General features: G+C 47.8%; 16 protein-coding genes. 11 read left to right on the plus strand and 5 right to left on the minus strand.

Translation table 11 applies throughout. The annotated features are described in order from the left end of the window. The first annotated feature begins 231 nt into the window (after window positions 1-231). The 4 genes from AC5JLB_RS12460 (at window position 232) to AC5JLB_RS12475 (ending at window position 4,394) form a co-directional block, all read left to right on the plus strand. Window positions 232-1,404: a hypothetical protein gene (locus AC5JLB_RS12460; protein WP_495874147.1), complete on the plus strand. Its 1,173-nt coding sequence runs from the start codon at window positions 232-234 to the stop codon at window positions 1,402-1,404. Between the two features lie 672 nt (window positions 1,405-2,076). After that, window positions 2,077-2,451, plus strand: a complete 375-nt coding sequence (locus AC5JLB_RS12465; RefSeq protein WP_495874148.1) for a PadR family transcriptional regulator — start codon at window positions 2,077-2,079, stop codon at window positions 2,449-2,451. 354 nt (window positions 2,452-2,805) lie between these two features. After that, complete coding sequence (locus tag AC5JLB_RS12470; protein WP_495874149.1) at window positions 2,806-3,807, plus strand: NAD(P)/FAD-dependent oxidoreductase; 1,002 nt, start codon at window positions 2,806-2,808, stop codon at window positions 3,805-3,807. Window positions 3,808-3,839: 32 nt separating this feature from the next. Continuing rightward, complete coding sequence (locus AC5JLB_RS12475; protein ID WP_495874150.1) at window positions 3,840-4,394, plus strand: Npun_F5560 family protein; 555 nt, start codon at window positions 3,840-3,842, stop codon at window positions 4,392-4,394. A 108-nt stretch (window positions 4,395-4,502) separates the two neighbouring features. On the opposite strand, the gene AC5JLB_RS12480 is transcribed toward AC5JLB_RS12475, so the two are convergent. Next, window positions 4,503-4,883, minus strand: coding sequence for an STAS domain-containing protein (locus AC5JLB_RS12480; protein ID WP_495874151.1), 381 nt, complete (start codon window positions 4,881-4,883; stop codon window positions 4,503-4,505). A gap of 612 nt (window positions 4,884-5,495) precedes the next feature. Here AC5JLB_RS12480 and AC5JLB_RS12485 point away from each other — a divergent pair. Next, window positions 5,496-6,149: a DedA family protein gene (locus AC5JLB_RS12485; protein ID WP_495874152.1), complete on the plus strand. Its 654-nt coding sequence runs from the start codon at window positions 5,496-5,498 to the stop codon at window positions 6,147-6,149. 259 nt (window positions 6,150-6,408) lie between these two features. Here AC5JLB_RS12485 and AC5JLB_RS12490 read toward each other — a convergent pair whose 3' ends face one another. Then, complete coding sequence (locus AC5JLB_RS12490; protein WP_495874153.1) at window positions 6,409-7,611, minus strand: argininosuccinate synthase; 1,203 nt, start codon at window positions 7,609-7,611, stop codon at window positions 6,409-6,411. 280 nt (window positions 7,612-7,891) lie between these two features. On the opposite strand from AC5JLB_RS12490, the gene AC5JLB_RS12495 reads away from it, so the two are divergent. The 3 genes from AC5JLB_RS12495 to trhO all read left to right on the plus strand — a co-directional run bounded on the left by AC5JLB_RS12495 (window position 7,892) and on the right by trhO (window position 10,164). Next, a complete protein-coding gene (locus AC5JLB_RS12495) occupies window positions 7,892-8,818 on the plus strand; it encodes a glycosyltransferase family 2 protein (protein WP_495874154.1) in 927 nt (308 codons plus the stop codon). 28 nt (window positions 8,819-8,846) lie between these two features. Next, on the plus strand, window positions 8,847-9,251 hold the full coding sequence (locus tag AC5JLB_RS12500; protein ID WP_495874155.1) for a hypothetical protein: 405 nt from the start codon (window positions 8,847-8,849) through the stop codon (window positions 9,249-9,251). A 64-nt stretch (window positions 9,252-9,315) separates the two neighbouring features. Then, window positions 9,316-10,164, plus strand: coding sequence for an oxygen-dependent tRNA uridine(34) hydroxylase TrhO (gene trhO, locus AC5JLB_RS12505; RefSeq protein ID WP_495874156.1), 849 nt, complete (start codon window positions 9,316-9,318; stop codon window positions 10,162-10,164). On the opposite strand, the gene galE is transcribed toward trhO, so the two are convergent. Both galE and AC5JLB_RS12515 read right to left on the minus strand, forming a co-directional pair. Next, window positions 10,146-11,279: a UDP-glucose 4-epimerase GalE gene (gene galE, locus AC5JLB_RS12510; RefSeq protein ID WP_495874157.1), complete on the minus strand. Its 1,134-nt coding sequence runs from the start codon at window positions 11,277-11,279 to the stop codon at window positions 10,146-10,148. The genes trhO and galE overlap by 19 nt on opposite strands. Next, window positions 11,276-12,340, minus strand: coding sequence for a sugar transferase (locus AC5JLB_RS12515; protein ID WP_495874158.1), 1,065 nt, complete (start codon window positions 12,338-12,340; stop codon window positions 11,276-11,278). Before AC5JLB_RS12515 ends, galE begins: the two co-directional genes overlap by 4 nt. A 179-nt stretch (window positions 12,341-12,519) precedes the next feature. On the opposite strand from AC5JLB_RS12515, the gene AC5JLB_RS12520 reads away from it, so the two are divergent. Next, entirely contained in the window at window positions 12,520-14,742 is a 2,223-nt protein-coding gene (locus tag AC5JLB_RS12520) for a GumC family protein (protein WP_495874159.1), read from the plus strand. A 404-nt stretch (window positions 14,743-15,146) separates the two neighbouring features. Continuing rightward, complete coding sequence (locus AC5JLB_RS12525) at window positions 15,147-15,470, plus strand: hypothetical protein (RefSeq protein WP_495874160.1); 324 nt, start codon at window positions 15,147-15,149, stop codon at window positions 15,468-15,470. 117 nt (window positions 15,471-15,587) lie between these two features. On the opposite strand, the gene AC5JLB_RS12530 is transcribed toward AC5JLB_RS12525, so the two are convergent. Next, complete coding sequence (locus AC5JLB_RS12530) at window positions 15,588-16,055, minus strand: hypothetical protein (RefSeq protein ID WP_495874161.1); 468 nt, start codon at window positions 16,053-16,055, stop codon at window positions 15,588-15,590. Between the two features lie 329 nt (window positions 16,056-16,384). Here AC5JLB_RS12530 and AC5JLB_RS12535 point away from each other — a divergent pair, with 329 nt between their 5' ends. Continuing rightward, a complete protein-coding gene (locus tag AC5JLB_RS12535; protein WP_495874162.1) occupies window positions 16,385-17,134 on the plus strand; it encodes an alpha/beta hydrolase in 750 nt (249 codons plus the stop codon). Window positions 17,135-17,148: the final 14 nt, after the last annotated feature.

The following is a 17,148-nucleotide window of genomic DNA, read 5'->3' on the forward strand; positions in this document are numbered from 1 at the left end:
ACCATCCTCTAGTGTAACGAGTTCTACTCGAAGCGGGATGTCGCTACCATAGACGTTTTTGAGTAGCTTCTCGTACCAAATTGTTCTATAAATTTTTATCTCGACATTTTATTAGGTTGACTTAGCATCAAATGACCTATTCTGCTCAGGGTAAGGGCTTTGTCCTTAGAGAGATGACATTGATTAACTTTTGCTGAGACTCTAAAACCTAATCTTTGAAGTTGTGTTCCTATGTCGTTCAGATTTGCCTTGGTTGCTCTAGCCGTCAGCCCCTTGGCATGGCTTAGTGCAGGTTCTGCTATGGCTGCAAGCTTTTATTCAGTTCAGCAGATTCCGTTTACGCCTACTGATCTCAACGATCGCGGCGACGTAGTTGGAGGACAGTATGTATGGAATAGCGGCAATCTAACAGATTTAAAGTCGCAGCTTGGAGTCACCAATACGACGTTTGCAGCAAAAGCAATCAACAATTCGGGGCAAATCTTAGGAGATGGACTGGTCGTTAGTCAGCCTGCTACCGATGCGCCTTTCACTCCCACACTCAGCTCAGATCGAGTTTTTTTGACCGATGGCAAAACGGTTTCTCAAATTAGCCTCAATGCGTCCTGTGTGGGTTATGCCTGTCCGACGACCACTGCCATTGACATTAACGATCGCGGACAAATTCTCTATGGGGTACAGGTTCCGTCAGGTTCCTTTAGTCAGGGACAAAACCCTGATGGTAGTAAATTTACATTTAATGGAGGTCAGCTTGCTACAGGCATTAATAACCAAAGCCAAATTGCGGGGCAGCGGTTTGGTTCAGGTCGTTCTGGTCCGGGCGTTGGCATTTTTGAAGAGGAGCAAACGCTCGTTTTGACAGGAACCGTTTATTGCCCAATCCCAACGGATTGCTTTCCGCGAGAAACCGTAGCTAAGGGCATCAACGATCGCGGACAGGTTGTCGGCTACGGCCCAATTGACGTGGCATTCAGTAGTCCGCTTCGGGCGCTGTTTTGGGCAGATCCTAAACGGCATACGGTCGGACAAGATTTGGGAACGTTGGGGGGAAGCAGCGGCTATTTTTCTTTCTCAAGCGTTGCCAATAGCATCAACAACAGTAGCCAAATCGTAGGCTATTCCTACACACCCGACGGAGAGCAACGAGCAGTGATCTGGGAAGATGGTGTCCTCGTTGATCTCAACACTCAGCTGCCGATCGAGGCGGGATGGACGCTTTCATCGGCAACGCGGATTAATAATGCCGGACAGATTATTGGAACCGGACTGGTCAATGGGCAGGAACAAGGCTATTTGCTAACACCGGAGCCTATACCCGAACCCGATGGCGCGATCGCATCGTTTGCGGGATGCAGCATTCTTCTATCGGTTGCCGGATTCAAATATCGAAAGCAACTCCGCTAGTTGTCGTTCGCATTGCCGCTTCTATGCGAACGCATAAATGTAAGAAACAGTAACAGTAAATCTGCTTTCGATATTGAACGTAACTCTAAACACTAAAGAAGTAGTAAGAAGCGATCGCGAAATGACACTTTGTGATTGAATTTGTGTGTGACAGAAAGTACAAAATTATATAAAACCAAATGTCCTTAGATTGATTAATAGTATTAACTACGAACACAGACACACAAGCGATTACTACGTTAATCTATGCACCCCGCGGCCCCTCCAGAGTTGCGTTAGCGCTAATCGCACAACGTGAAATTCCTGTCTAATTTTGGAAGCATCACGCTCTCATATGAGGAAATCAATCACTCCTTGGAAGCTTGCCACTAATCGCGTTTTGTGCTGTTTCGGACTAAGTTGGTCAGTATTCTCGCGTAGTCACAAAGATAACTAGCACAAGGCAAAACTTCAGAGAAACCGCACTCAATATAATATTCCAAAACCGTTTTAAGGTTTTCCTAACCTCTGTTAGGAATTAACCTGCAAACTGCTGTGCTTAATTTTATTTCCACCGTCTATGGTTCGTCATTCTATGGTTCGTCATTTTCTCTCAGATAGAGAACTCAATCGCTCTGCTTGTCTCCGCTCTATTACTGTCGCTACTGTGACCCAAACATTTGGAGGAGCAAGATGAGAATTCAAGACATCTATCAGTTTTTTCAGGCTCCACAACCGATCTTTCTCAACCAAGAGTTGGCAGTATGCTACATTCTCAAAGTCTTGTCTGAGCAACATTCGTATGGAACTGAATTGATTCAGCAGCTAGAAACTCAACATCCCCAATACAGGCTGTCGGACACAGTACTATGTGCGGCACTTAAATTTTTAGAACGGGAAGAAGTGGTTACTTCCTACTGGAAGAAAGTTGAGGGGCGAGGGCGTCCGCGCCGAATGTATCAGATTCAATCAGAGAAGAGGGGCAAGGCTCATAGTTTGGCTCAACTGTGGCACCAGTATGCTGAACACTCAGAAACTGTAGAGTATCAGTCCACCAAACCTACATAGTGCTTCCTCAAAGAGCGTTCGTCAAAGAGCGCTTCGTCCTTCGTCAAAGTAGGGACACCGCAGGCGTCCCTTTCCAAACCCATCAGTCTAAGTTTGACAAACTTTTCTACTAGTACCGCGTCAAGCTGGGGATGAGAGACGCTTTACAGCAGATGCAAACTATCTCTCTGTTCCGAACGACTGTACACAGCGAGTTGGTCTCAAAACAGTAGAGCAAGAAGTTGAGGAAATCTCCAGGTTTAAGATTTCCTCAAACCTGCCAGCAAAATAATCAAATTAGAATTAAATCATGGTTACCACACTAAAACCTGTGAGTAAGCTCCATCAATTGCGAATTACACATAGCGAATTACTATGAAGCTTTCCAAGAAAAATCTCGAAGAGCGGCTTGACCACGTTTATGATGCGATCGTTGTGGGCGGAGGTGCCGGAGGTTTATCTGCCGCTATCTATCTACAACGCTATCGGTTGTCTACTTTAGTCATAGAAAAAGGACGTGGGCGATCGTTCTGGATGCAAGAGCTTCGCAATTATTTAGGATTACCTCCCGAAACCCCCGGAAGAACTCTATTACAGCAAGGACAATCTCACGTGCTGTCCGTCGGTGGAGATTACCTTGCAGGCTTTGTAGAACAGGTGACAGACGAAGGAGACACGTTTGCGGTCAAGGTCAAAGTTGGCAAAACGGGTGACAGCTATCCCGTCTTTCGCTCTAAATATTTAGTGTCCGCTAGTGGCATCATCGATCATTTGCCGCAGTTAGAAGATCAGCAGAATGTCTTTGATTATGCCGGATACAACCTCCATGTTTGCCTAATTTGCGATGGCTACGACATGGCAGATCAAAAGTGCGGGCTATTCGTTAATTCTGAAGCGGCAATTAATACTGCCTTCGTCTTGAACTGGTTTACGCCATACATCACGGTGTTTACGCAAGGACTGTGCGAGGTCGGTCAAGACATGCGAGACAAGCTCAAAGCTCACGGTTATCCACTCATCGAAACTCCCCTACGTCGGTTCCTCGGAGAGAACCATCACATGACGGGCGTTGAACTGACTGATGGAACCACCGTAGAATTAGAGACAGGACTCATCTCAATGGGTTCCCATTTTTACAATCAGTACTTGCAAGGGCTTGACCTGGATTGGAAAGGCGGTAATCTAGTCACAGACGATATGTGTCGGACATCTCACCCTCGAATTTTTGCTCTTGGTGACCTCAAAGAAGGACTAAATCAAGTTTCAATTGCGGTTGCAGATGGTACATTGGCTGCAACTGCAATTTGGCGAGATATTCGTCGAGCATCTCCTCCCCGTCTATGGGAAGACCATGTTCAACTGACTCAAGCGAAATAGCAAAATTTAGCCAACAACGGAGTACCTCTATCGTGACTGATATCCCCCGTCCCCAAGAATTTCAGGCTGAAGTGGTGCGTCTGCAAGAAGAATTGCAGATGCGCGATCAGTTGGTGCAACAACTGTCGCAAGAGCTATTTCGCTTAGTGAAAGGAAACGTCAATGCCAGTACTGCTGCGACTCCTGGCCATAGTGAACCCTCAGAACGGCATCTCACTGAAATGTCCGCCCTGCGCAAACAGCTTCATGAGATTGAAGAGCAGGTGACGTTTTATCAGGGGAGAATCGAAGAGCAAAACACAGAGCTTCAGCAGTCCAGGCAATCGGTCGAAGAACTGACCGAGCGCTCTAGAATGCTAGAACAAGTTGTGCAGGAATTGCCTAAGATTTATCGGCAAAAGTTTGCGGAACGGATGGCTCCGGTAAAAGAGAAAGTGGCGATGATTCAGCGCGAGAATCGTCAACTCCATGCGGAGCTACAGAGCGTGAGCTACCGCTTGGCAGTGAAGAACCGCCGTGCCTCTGACTTAGATTTACCCAGTTTCTCGCAAGGTAACCTTTCGCTCCCTAGCCTTGGTAATGCCTAGAGGTTGATGTTTAGGTTTCAGCTTGCTAGGGAGCAACGCCCGTCACGAGAGAAGTTACGTCTGTGGTAAATGCTTTGCAAAGTGTTACCGCAGACGTCTCTACTTTGATCAAGCCCTAGGAGAGCAAGCCACTTCTAGAGCGGGCGCAATCTCTTCAGAGACTTGCAATGACAAAAGTAACGCATCATAGTCCTCAAAAATGGTGAAGACTCGATCGAGTTGTGTAATGTCAAAAATTAATTTTGCTGAAGGAGGCAAGCCGCATAAGATTAGCCTTGCACCTGCTTCAGTTGCCACCTTTAGCCCTGATACAAGGGCAATCAGCCCAGAGCTATCGATAAACTCTACGCTGGACAAATCGATAACCCAAAGTTTGTAGCATCTTGGAGCGATAGACTCTAGCTGCTGCTGCAACCAATTTGCTCCTCGCGAATCTAGATGACCACAAGGCTGTAGCAAGATTTCTTCACGGTTGTTGGCTAAAGCCATAACGTCGTCCCCGTATGTATTACTCCTCAACCCTTCCATCAACACCCTGCACAATGCCAGATTTTTACTAGATTTCTGATTGTGCCCATCTGAGACAGGCTATTAGCTACTACTGTGGCTTGTGTCTGCGTAGCACTTGTGCCCGTACGAGATAACTTAGACCAGATGCACAGTAATATTACATAAAAGTAATATTACGGACTGAAGATTTAATTCCAGTACATTTACTGAAGTTAGCGTCTTCACTATAGGAACTAAATTCCATTGGCGCATCTAAGATTTCAAAGGTTTATGGAAACTTTATGTCTCCTCTAACTGCTTTCTAGTTTTAATGAAGTCTTCGATGAAAAGTTGCACGAAGGTTACAGGCAGAAGGATTTAGGATTTGTAACCGGCCTTTTTAGATATTTGCTACTTCTTGATTCGCTACTTTTTGTGGCAAGTATTCAAGCTCTGGTTTCATTACAATTCATTCTGTGCCTAACTTTGCTAAACCTATGATTCTGCAAAACTTGGCAATGCTCACTATTGCCCCACTGAAATCTTGGCATTGACACAACCAGTCAACCTACGCCAAGATCAGAAGGATGAAGCTTTGTAAAGGTTGCTCTAATGTCACTCGACTTTCTCTCGCCAGAAGTCATCCAAGAAATTGCTCAGCAGTACGGTTATTGGGCTATTTTTTTCGGGATTTTACTTGAAAATTTGGGGTTGCCGATTCCGGGGGAAACGGTCACGATCGTGGGCGGTTTTCTCGCAGGCAGCGATCGTTTAAACTATTGGCTTGTTCTCGGAGATGCGGCGCTTGGAGCTGCAATCGGGGGCAATTTCGGTTACTGGATCGGTCGGCTTGGTGGATGGGCGTTGTTGCTGAGGCTAGGCAGCATTTTCCGTTTTCAAGAAACACAACTGCAAGAATTAAAGAATCAGTTTACTCAGAATGCAGGAAAAGCGGTTTTTCTAGGTCGCTTTATTGCATTGCTGAGAATTTTCGCTAGTCCACTAGCGGGAATTGCAGAGATGCCTTACTGGAAGTTCATGCTCTACAACGTGACTGGAGCTATTTCTTGGGCATCAGTGATGGTGACGCTGGCATTTTTTGCGGGTCAGCTTGTGCCGCTTGAGAAGCTAGTCACGTTGGCCTCTCAGTTTGGTGCAGTGGCGTTACTTCTAGTTGTGGCCTGGATTGCGGTGCCGCTTTGGTTGGAGTCTCGCAAAGCTAAACAAACGATCGCTGATCCCCCAGTTTCGGGCGACAGCGAGTAGTTCCCAAGTTCTCAAGACTTAGCCATTCGCAGCGGATTTTGTAACAGATCCACCAGATGCGAGGATGATGTTCGGAGGCACTTTGCTAGGCGCGGAGTGTGGTCAAAAGCGTGTGCTACAGCCGCTATTAATCCCGTTATCAGGAAGAGCTGATTGCTTCTGTCCTGATGTCTGTTGACCTAAGACCAAAGAGAGGCATACCCTGTGTGGGATGCCTCTGATGAATCAAATCTGAGTTTATCTGTTGAGGGTAGAGCGTCTACTTACTGAGATTCTGCGACCACACGCGAGTCGGCAAGCCCCAAACGTAAATGAACCCTTCTGCTGCTTTATGGTCGAACTTGTCGTCTGAACTGTATGTTGCTAGGTCTGGCGTGTACAGCGAATGAGCCGACCGACGGCCAACAATCGTAGCATTCCCTTTGAACAATTTAATCCGAACTGATCCCGTGACTCGCTCTTGAGTTTTGGAAATGAACGCATCTAGCGCCTCTTTTAGGGGACTGTACCACAAGCCGTTGTAGACAATCTGAGAGTAGGTTTCCTCGATCCCACGCTTGTAGTGCATCACATCAGAAGTCAAGGCTAGGCTTTCTAAATCCCGGTGGGCGTGAATTAGCGTCAGCAAGGCAGGTGCTTCATAAATCTCACGAGATTTGATGCCGACGAGCCGATTTTCAATCATGTCGATGCGTCCGATGCCGTGGTTGCCGGTGCGATCGTTCAGTTGCGTCAGCAAATCAATAGGGTTAAGGGGCTGGCCGTCTAGACTAACCGGGATGCCTCGCTCAAATCCAATCTCTATATACTCCGGTTCGTTTGGAGTATCGGCGATCGCTTTGGTCATTAAGTAAACTTCTTCGAGCGGTTCGGTCATCGGGTCTTCGAGCGGTCCGGCCTCGATACTGCGCCCCAACAAGTTGCGATCGATGCTGTACGGAGACGACTTTTTGACCGGGGAGGGAATGCCGTACCGCTCGCCGTATGCGATGGTTTCTTCGCGGCTCATGCCCCACTCACGAGCAGGCGCAAGAACTTTGAGATCGGGATTGAGAGCCGCGATCGACACATCAAATCGGACTTGATCATTTCCTTTTCCGGTGCAGCCGTGTGCTACGGCATCCGCGCCATATTCTTTGGCAGCATCAACGAGCAGCTTCGCAATTAATGGACGAGCCAGCGCTGTTGAGAGCGGATAGCGATTTTCATAAAGTGCATTGGCTTGAATGGCAGGAAATGCGTAGTCTTTGACAAAGCTTTGCGTTGCATCTGCGACCAGCGATTGAGACGCACCCGACTTGAGGGCCTTTTCACGAATCGGTTCGAGTTCATCTCCTTGACCTAGATCCGCGGCTAAGGTGATCACTTCCTCGACGCCCCATTCTTCTTTTAGGTAGGGGATACAGACCGAGGTATCCACCCCACCTGAATATGCCAGCACAACTTTCTTGGCTCGACCCATGACGTTTCCTCGGTTTGATTAGAACAACAAGCTTATAATTATGCAGCTAATTGTTGATTTCAACCGTTAGGAGATGCACAGAATTAAACCTAGTAGGGATGATAAGCGGTTGAAATTTGTTCATGAACCCGAAGTGGAACTGAGTTTGACGTTGGGCGTCTGTTAAAGAGGACCATACCTTGATTGAGCTAAAACACTTTGATTGAGCTAAAACTTGATTGAGCTAAAACTTGATTGAGCTAAAACCGAGATGAAACCAATGGCGCTTGAGAGGAAAGCCGTGTACTTCAGTGTTGTTATTCCCACGTATAACCGCAAACCGATTTTGGAAAAGTGCTTGCGATCGCTAGAAGACCAAGTATCAAGTCCGCTGTTTTCGGCGTACGAAGTCGTCGTCGTAGATGACGGTTCGAGCGATGGCACAGTCGATTGGCTCAAATCAGATCCGTTTCCTCACGTTCGGTTGATTTGCCAAGCGCATTTAGGACCGTCTGCGGCTCGGAATCGCGGTGTTGAAGAAGCAAACGGCGACACGATTATTTTTATTGATAGCGACCTAGTGGTGACAGATATTTTTCTCAAGTCCCACGCTGAAGCGCTGATTCAGGGTCAACACGACTTGGGTAGCGATCACTTGTTTACCTACGGACGGGTGATTAATACCTGTAATTTTGAGCGTCCGACATCAGAGCCTTACAAGGTAACGGATTTTTCGGCGGCGTACTTTGCCACGGGAAACGTTGCGATCGCGCGTCATTGGCTGATTGAAGCTGGACTGTTTGATACCGAATTTCAACTCTATGGCTGGGAAGATCTCGAACTTGGCGTTCGGCTCAAAAAACTCGGACTCCAATTAATCAAATGCCCTGATGCAGCCGGATATCACTGGCATCCAGCGTTCTCGTTAGATCAGATTCCAAGCTTGATTGACAAAGAAATTCAACGCGGTCGAATGGGAGTTTTGTTCTACCAAAAGCATCCAACATGGGACGTGAAAATGATGATTCAGATGACGTGGATTCATCGCACGCTATGGGGATTGCTGACGCTGGGTGGATTGCTCAACGAACAAACAATGGCTCCGCTACTGCGGTGGCTGATTCAACAGGGCAAACCGCAATTAGCGTTAGAAGTCGCTCGAATTTTCCTCAATTGGTACAACGTCAAAGGCGTTTATGCTGCCTATGCTGACGCTCAGAAGAATTAGATTATCGTAATTCTCCACGTTCAACTTTATGCCAAATCGATATTCTCTAGTGACGATCGCTCTAGTTTCCTGGACAATTTTTGGGACGCTTATCCTAGCACCCGGCGCGCATTTCATTCTCGGTTACGGGCTGATCCAAAACGCGATCGCGGTTGGAGCCTGTTTTGGGGCCATCATCGGGTTGGTTGTTGGAATAATTGGAGTTTCTCCTCTCATCAGTGCCAATCGGGTTTCAGCCTTTCGCTGGGTACTATTTGGTTCAATGATTGGAGCCGTGATTGGAGCCGTTGCTCTACTCTGGATTGGTGGTTTTCCGAGGAGATCGCAAGCTGACCTGTCACTCGTGTTTTTAGCGCCAGCGAGTCTAGTTGTAGGTGCTGCTTGTGGGATAATTTGTGCTGGAGTACTGTGGCGCAATCAGCGATCGCACTGACGCGGGTTCAATCGCTAAACGTCCTCCAAAACGTTAAACTAGATTCTCCACACCTCTGCTTTCCATGCCTCAACTCGTTGCCACCTTCTACAAATTCGTGCGGCTCACGGATTACGCTGAAAAACGAGAGCCTCTACTGACGTACTGTTTGGAGCAGGGGTTGAAAGGAACCATTTTGTTAGCAGAAGAAGGCATTAACGGCACGATCGCAGGCGATGCTACTGCCGTTCATAACCTGCTTGCCGTTCTAAAAACCGATTCGCATTTAGCAGATCTAGAACACAAAGAATCAATCACCCAGTCTTCCACTTTCGATCGGATGAAGGTGAAGCTGAAAAAAGAAATTGTCACTCTCGGAATGCCAGAGATTGATCCCAGTCAGGGAACCGGAACCTATGTCAAGCCACAGGAGTGGAACGCCCTACTTTCCGACCCGGATGTAACCGTGATTGATGTTCGGAATGCTTTTGAGGTGAGTGTCGGCACATTCAAGCGATCCTTTGGAGCTTCGTGCAGCGAATCGCACAATCCTCAAACCGACTCGTTTCGGCAATTTCCGGAGTACGTAAATCAGCTCGATCCGCAGCAACACCCGAAGGTCGCTATGTTCTGCACGGGTGGCATTCGGTGTGAGAAAGCATCCGCGCTCATGCTAGCTCAGGGATTTGAACAGGTCTATCACCTGAAAGGCGGCATCCTCAGCTATCTAGAAGCCGTCCCAGCCGAAGAAAGCCTTTGGCAAGGAGAATGTTTTGTTTTCGATCAGCGCGTTGCCGTGACCCAAGGCATGGAAGACGGCATCGAAGACGGCTCTTATGCCATGTGTCGTGCCTGCGGACATCCCCTTTCCCCCGCCGAGCAAACCACCGAATATCAAGCTGGAATTGCTTGTCCCTACTGTGCTAATTCGTAATTGATTGCGGGAGACGACCGATAGCTTAGCTCTATGTCGTCAGCGTCGGGCATAACGGCAAGAGAATCGGGAGCGGTTAATATCAGAGGTTGGTGCAGACGCTTTGCGATCGCGCCCACTAACGGATGCTTCCTAAGCTGATTGTCGCGGCGCAATTCCCATCGCAAAGCAGAGCGCACGATCGTATCTAAATCATCAAACTGCGGTTGCCACTTCAAAATCTGACGAATCTTATTCGCGCAGGCTTTGACACACGCCGGATCGCCCGGACGCCGCTCTGTCTCAATTACCGAGAAATTGCTGCCCGAAATTGCCTTCACCCGATCGATCACCTGCCGAACGCTATATCCCTGACCGTAGCCACAGTTTAGAATTTGGCTTGGCTGTTCCGCTTCGAGATATGTGAGAGCGGCTAGATGGGCTGAGGCCAAATCTTCGACATGAATGTAGTCTCGAATGCCCGTGCCATCGGACGTTGGAAAGTCAGTTCCAAAAATGCGCACACCTGGTTTACGGCTAAGGGCAGCATCGCACGCTACGCGAATTAAATGAGTTGCATTGGCAGAGAGTTGCCCAATGCGTCCGCCAGGGTCGGCTCCTGCCACGTTGAAGTAGCGCAAAATCACATAGCGTAATCGAGATGCATTGGCCGCGTCTTGAATGAGCCATTCACTCATCAATTTTGAGCGTCCGTAAGGATTGATTGGCGCGGTCGGGCAACCTTCGGTGACAGGCGTGAGTCCAGGTTCTCCATACACGGCGGCAGTACTAGAAAAAATCAATTTATCAATGCCAAAGGCATCACAGCAGCGCAAAAGATTCAATGTGTTGCGCGTGTTGTTGGCGTAATAGTCTAGAGGATTGACGACCGATTCTGGAGCGATCAAACTAGCCGCAAAATGTAAGACAGCATCAAATTGATGACGAGCGAACGTTTGATACAGTCGATCGAGATCGGCTAAATCGCCAACGATTAATTTTCCAAACAACACCGACGAGGCAACCCCGGTCGAACAGTTGTCGTACACTACGACCTCATAGCCCGCCTCGCCCAGTTGTCGCACCACATGCGAACCGATATAGCCCGCCCCGCCCGTGACCAATACTTTCTTCATCTGCCCTTGCCTTGTAAAATAACTTGAACGGTTCTCACTGCGATCGCAACATCCAACCAAATAGAATAGTTTTTGATGTAGTAAAGGTCATACGCCACCTTTTCGTAAGCATCCTCAACCGATGCTCCATACGGATACATCACTTGTGCCCAGCCCGTGATGCCTGGTTTGACGCAGTAGCGCAACTGGTAATGAGGAATTGTTTGAGCCAGTTGAGCATCAAATTCAGGACGCTCTGGGCGCGGCCCAATGAGGCTCATGTCTCCCCGCAACACATTCCAGAGTTGTGGCAGTTCATCAATTCGGGTCGATCGCATCCAGCGACCGACTCGCGTTATCCGAGAGTCGCCTTCCTGCGCCCACTGTGCGCCTAGCGTCTCAGCATCCTCACGCATTGAGCGAAACTTATACACCCGAAAAGGAACCTGATTCAGGCCGGTTCGGATTTGGCTATAAAAAATTGAACCTGGACTGTCTAATTTGATTAGCGTCGCAGCAATGAACATGATCGGAGCAGTAGCCACTAGTAACGATATCGATGCTAATAGGTCGACCAATCGTTTTAGATGCTGAACTAAGCCGTTAGAAACCAAGGCTAGATTGAAGTTTAAAGCAAACCACGCGGGCGTTAAATAAACAGATGGTAGTTTTAAGTAAAACGCTTCGTAGAATCCTGGTAAATCGCAGATTGGAACGCCTTGCAACCGAAGTTGTATCAATCGTCTTGATTGATGCTCAGTTAACTCAGACGGTTGAGTAACAATCACCCCTGACCACACCTTAGACAGGTCTTCGGTTGAGCAGGACTGGTGAGTGAGCGTCGTAATTGTGGGCGGTGGTGATGCGCTCTGTAAGGCTTTCTCTACTTTAGCAACAGCGTCGTCAACAACAGGATCGTCTGACCCTAACACTAACCACTGCGGCGACAGAGAGAGAACCCGCGCTCTTCGAGACTTCGCAAAGCGAATTCCTTTCGAGTGTGGCAGAACCGATCCTTCGGAGCTTGGCGGAGCCAATCGCGAATTTGTAATACTGAGAGAACGAATACTATTTATTGACATTGGCATCGCCGACCTGCAAAAAATACGGAGACAACCGAATTAGTACCTAGGATGCCCTGAAACTTGAAAACCTCACCTTACTGTTGAAAATTCTGCGTAAGAATAGTAATTCTACTGAGTCAGCTAAAATCACTTCAGAAGTTACACGGATGCTCAGTAAAGCCTGTTAAAGCACAGTCATGGGGAAACTAAGTATCCTCTCTATCGTGACTGAGCTTGCCATGCAATCGACTCGCGCTGACCAAGATTCGGTGAATGTTCAACAGTACTGGCAGATCCTAAGGCGACGATGGCTGCCTGCCTCTCTGTTAATGGGGTCTGTGTTTGCGTTAACAACGGCTTTTACGCTGCTGCAAAAGCCGACTTACGAAGGCGAGGGAAAGCTCCTGTTTAATAAAACAAGCCGAGTGTCATCGCTAACGAGCCTCAGCGAGAAAGCCGGTGAACTGAGCGGCTTAACCCAGTTAAGTAATCCACTTGATACCGAAGCAGAAGTCATTCGATCGCAGCCGCTTGCTAGAAAAGCGATCGCAGAACTGCGCCTCAACGATCGCCAGGGAGAACCGCTTTCGATCGAGGAGTTTCTCAAAAAACTGAAAGTAAAAAGCGTTCGTGGAACCGATATTCTCGGAATTTCTTATCGCAGCACTGATGCCAAAGAAGCGGCTGACGTGGTTAATTTTCTCGTTCAGACGTATTTAGAGAACAACATCCGCAACAATCGGGCTGAAGCCACTGCCGCACGAGAATTCATTACAAAACAACTGCCCGAAGTCGAGGCGAGAGTTTCACAAACTGAATTGTTGCTGCGGCGCTTTAAAGAGCAAAACCGAGTCGTCGCCCTAGGAGAAGAGGCAAAGGTCGCAGTAGAAGGATTGAAAGAGATTTCAGATGAGATTACCAAGGCAAAAGCCGAATTTGCAGACGCGAACTCGCGATCAATTCTGCTGCAAGGTCAATTGGGCTTTACTGCCTCTCAAGCAACGGCTCTAACGGCATTGAGCCAGTCGAATTCGGTGCAGCGGGTGCTGTTAGAGTACCGACAAGTTCAAGATAAATTAGCGGTGGAACGGACTCGCTACACCCCCAGTCATCCTGAAATTGTGAACTTGAGAGCCAAAGAGGAGGCACTGCGATCGCAACTCAACACCCGAATCGCTCAAACGTTAGGAACGCCCGAAGCTGTACCCGATCAAAACCTGGAATTGGGAGCGCTAAGGCAAACGCTCACCTCAGACTTACTGAAAGTTCAAGCTGAGCGGCAAGGACTGCGCGATCGCGTTTCGGTGTTAACGACCGCTTTAGCAACGGATCAAAAACGAGCCGACCAATTGCCTCGGCTAGAGCAGCAGCAGGGAGAATTGCAGCGCCAAGTAGAAGTAGCGCGGTCGACCTACGAGCAGTTGCTTAAACGCCTGCAAGAAGTGCAGGTGATTGAAAATCAGAATGTCGGCAATGCTCGGATTGTCTCAGCCGCGTCTGTTCCTGACAAACCTGTTGCGCCTCGCATCTTGCTCAATCTGCTGCTGGGTGGTTTTGTAGGCGTGATGCTAGGGTTTATGGCCGCACTCTTGCTAGAAGCGATCGATAAGTCTGTGAAGACCGTCGAAGAGGCAAAACGGTTCTTAGACTATCCGTTACTAGGAACAATTCCTCAACTAGAACAGAAACCGAATAAAGAAATTGATTCGTCAGTTTTACCCGTGCGAGATAATCCTCATTCTCCCGCGAGTGCAGCGTTTGAAATGCTAGAGACAACGCTAGGGTTTACGCTAACAGACAAATCGTTGAAAATGATTACGGTGACAAGCGCATTGCCTACAGAAGGGAAATCATTTGTTGCAGCAAATCTAGCAGTGGCAACAGCGCAGATGGGGAAACGAGTCTTACTGATTGATGCGGATATGCGGCGTCCGACGCAGCATCATATCTGGAATCTGACCAATCTAAAAGGACTCAGCGATATACTAGTGGGTCAGGCAAATAGTCAGACAAGCGCTCAGGAAGTGTTGGTCAACTTGGATGTGTTAACCGCAGGTACGATTCCACCTAACCCAATGGCACTTTTGAACTCTAAGCAAATCGCAGATACCTTAGAAGAAATCCGGGATGAGTATGACTTCATCATCATTGATACACCCCCGATCGCGCTGACGGCAGATGGTTTAACCTTGGGTAAATTAGCCGATGGCGTATTATTAGTAATTCGTCCAGGAGTGGTTAACTCAGATGCTATTCACACGATGACATCGCTATTCTCGCAAGCGTCTTCTCACGTGTTGGGAATTGTTGCTAATGGCATTACTTCTAAAAATGAATCTGGCAGCTACTACAACCGCGATCGCTACTACGGTAATTCCCCTCACACTGGAAAGAAGGGGATCAAAGCGGTCTTCAAATAGCTTGTCGAGATAGGATGATCAAGAAAGAGTTAGCGGCTAGGGGTTCGTCTGATTTGTTAGGCATCGAAACCTTTTCCCTAGTCGCTAACTAGCAACTGCTCGAACAGTTCCACCATAGGTTAGAGAAGAACGAACTGACAGTACCCGAACGGGTGAGTTTAAGCTGGAGCTTAATGTTTAGAAATGATAAGAGCAACGCGTTTCATTCTAGAGACTTCGGAGTTTAATCTCGGAGCCTAATGTTTAGAAATAATAAGAGTAATACGTTTCATTCTAGAGACTGACGATATAACGTCAATTGCAAGAAACACTAGAGTTAGATCACAACTGACAATAGCTATGATCTAGCTTTTACAAGCAATTTGATGGCGAGTTGTCGATTGCAAATTAATGGGAATTCAGTTATGGCAGACACAACTCAAAATGTAAATGTTGATTCCACGATCGCAACGCTGCAAGGCGGCTTAACCTCAATTCCTCCAGAAGCGGCGGTGAGTACAATTGAAGCGTGGCAACAGCAGCTACACGGAACCGCGATCGCAGAAACCCTCGGTCAACTGAAGCTGGCATTGACTGGCGGAGGAAGTGGAGTATCTGGAGTGAGACAACTCTTGGTCGATCTGAGTTCTCAAGCCGAAACTGCTGCTGGCTCTGCAACTGGAAGTGACGCTTCTAAGCTTCAGCAACTTGCAAAATCGCTTTCAGACGTGAGTAACTCGATCTCATAACGAACGCTGAAACCTAACTAACACTGAAGCTATAAATAGATTAGGAGGTGTGAACGTCACACCTCCTAGTTTTTTAACAACGTTGTAGAATTCCCCATCTATCGATGCGGTGGAGAATCAATATAAGAATACTAAGCCTGTTTGCTCGACTCTGAGCGTAGTTGCGTCAGCGCTTAAATCTGTTGTCGTATTCAACAACACCTCTAATGTTTCTGGAGACGTAGCCGAGGGTGTAGGCGTAACGAGCAGCAATCCGGCGTCTTGTCGGTCGAGCGTGAGCGTTACAGGCGCTCGAAGACCTTTTAGCGTGACGCGGGTTCGTCCTTGTAGAGTTCTGGGCTGCGTGTCTCCCACAGCTTGATACGCGATCGTGGCATAGGTATTGTTAATCAGCGTAATGTTGGTGCGATCGCTGTTTAGTTGAATCCGGGCTTTGGGAACAAATTGCGATTCAGGAGCAGGAGTGACCACCGTGGCAGGTTGGGCGATCGCAGGTAAGGTTGCGCGATCAGCCGCAACGGCACTGACTATGACTCCAAGACCCATCAGACCCAAAATCGGTTTTCCTAATAGTTTTTTCACCATATTGACCTCATGTTTGAATGGAATTACTGACAATCATAGCTACGAAAACGAAGCTACATTTCAAACCTAGTCTATTTTTACGACACGTAGGGTTTTAATGAACACCTTGAGGCGGATCGGCATATGATAGGTGCGGAGTCGCTCTAAGCTTACTCATGAAGTCTCAGCCTGCATCTCTTCTCAGTCTTCTCTCGCTCATAGTCCTAACCAGTTGCGGAAAAACTACGCAAGCTTGGTTGCCTCAGGAGATATCAACCCCGCAACCAACTTGCTCATTTAGCGCGTCCAAACCTATACCTGCTAATCAACTAGGTTCGCTGAACTATCAGATGCAAACTTATTCTAGCTCAGCATTGGGTGAAGACCGGAAGTATGGCGTTGTGCTGCCACCGGGGTATGAGCAACATCCCGACCAATGTTATCCGGTGATCTTTTTGCTACATGGAGGGCACGGAGAACCTAAAACGTGGTTTGTGTTTGGCAAAGCGATCGCAACTCTCAAACAGCTCTATACGACAGGAACACTGCCGCCTAGCATCATCATTACGCCCGATGGCAATGATCTACGAGGATCAAGCCCATATTGGGATCCGGCCTATATAGACGGGCAAAACGGCAACGTGATCAGCGCGATCGCGGATGAACTGGTCGAAACCGTGAAGCAGCGCTATCGAACGCTAGATGATCAGAAGTTTTGGGCGATTGGTGGGCTGTCGTCTGGTGGATGGGGCGCGATGAATATTGCTTTACATCGACGCGATCGCTTTTCAATTGTGTTTAGCCACAGTGGATACTTCACAGATAAAAGCGGAATTGAGAACAGCCCCATTGAGTTTGTGAGAACGCTGCCGCCACAAGAGCTAAAACAGTTTCGCATTTACTTGGATACCGGAAATTCTGATCCAACGTACTTGAGCCAGAATCAACAGTTTCATCAAGTTTTAACCGAACTGGGAGTAGAAAATCAATTGAAAACATTTTCAGGTGAACACACTTGGAAATACTGGCAAACTCACTTATCAGATTCCCTAACCTTTGTAGGAGAGCAGTTTAAGCAGTCTGAAGTTGCCAACAAGTGATGGCGGATTCTACA

The sequence above is a fragment of the Myxacorys chilensis genome (genome assembly GCF_059505265.1).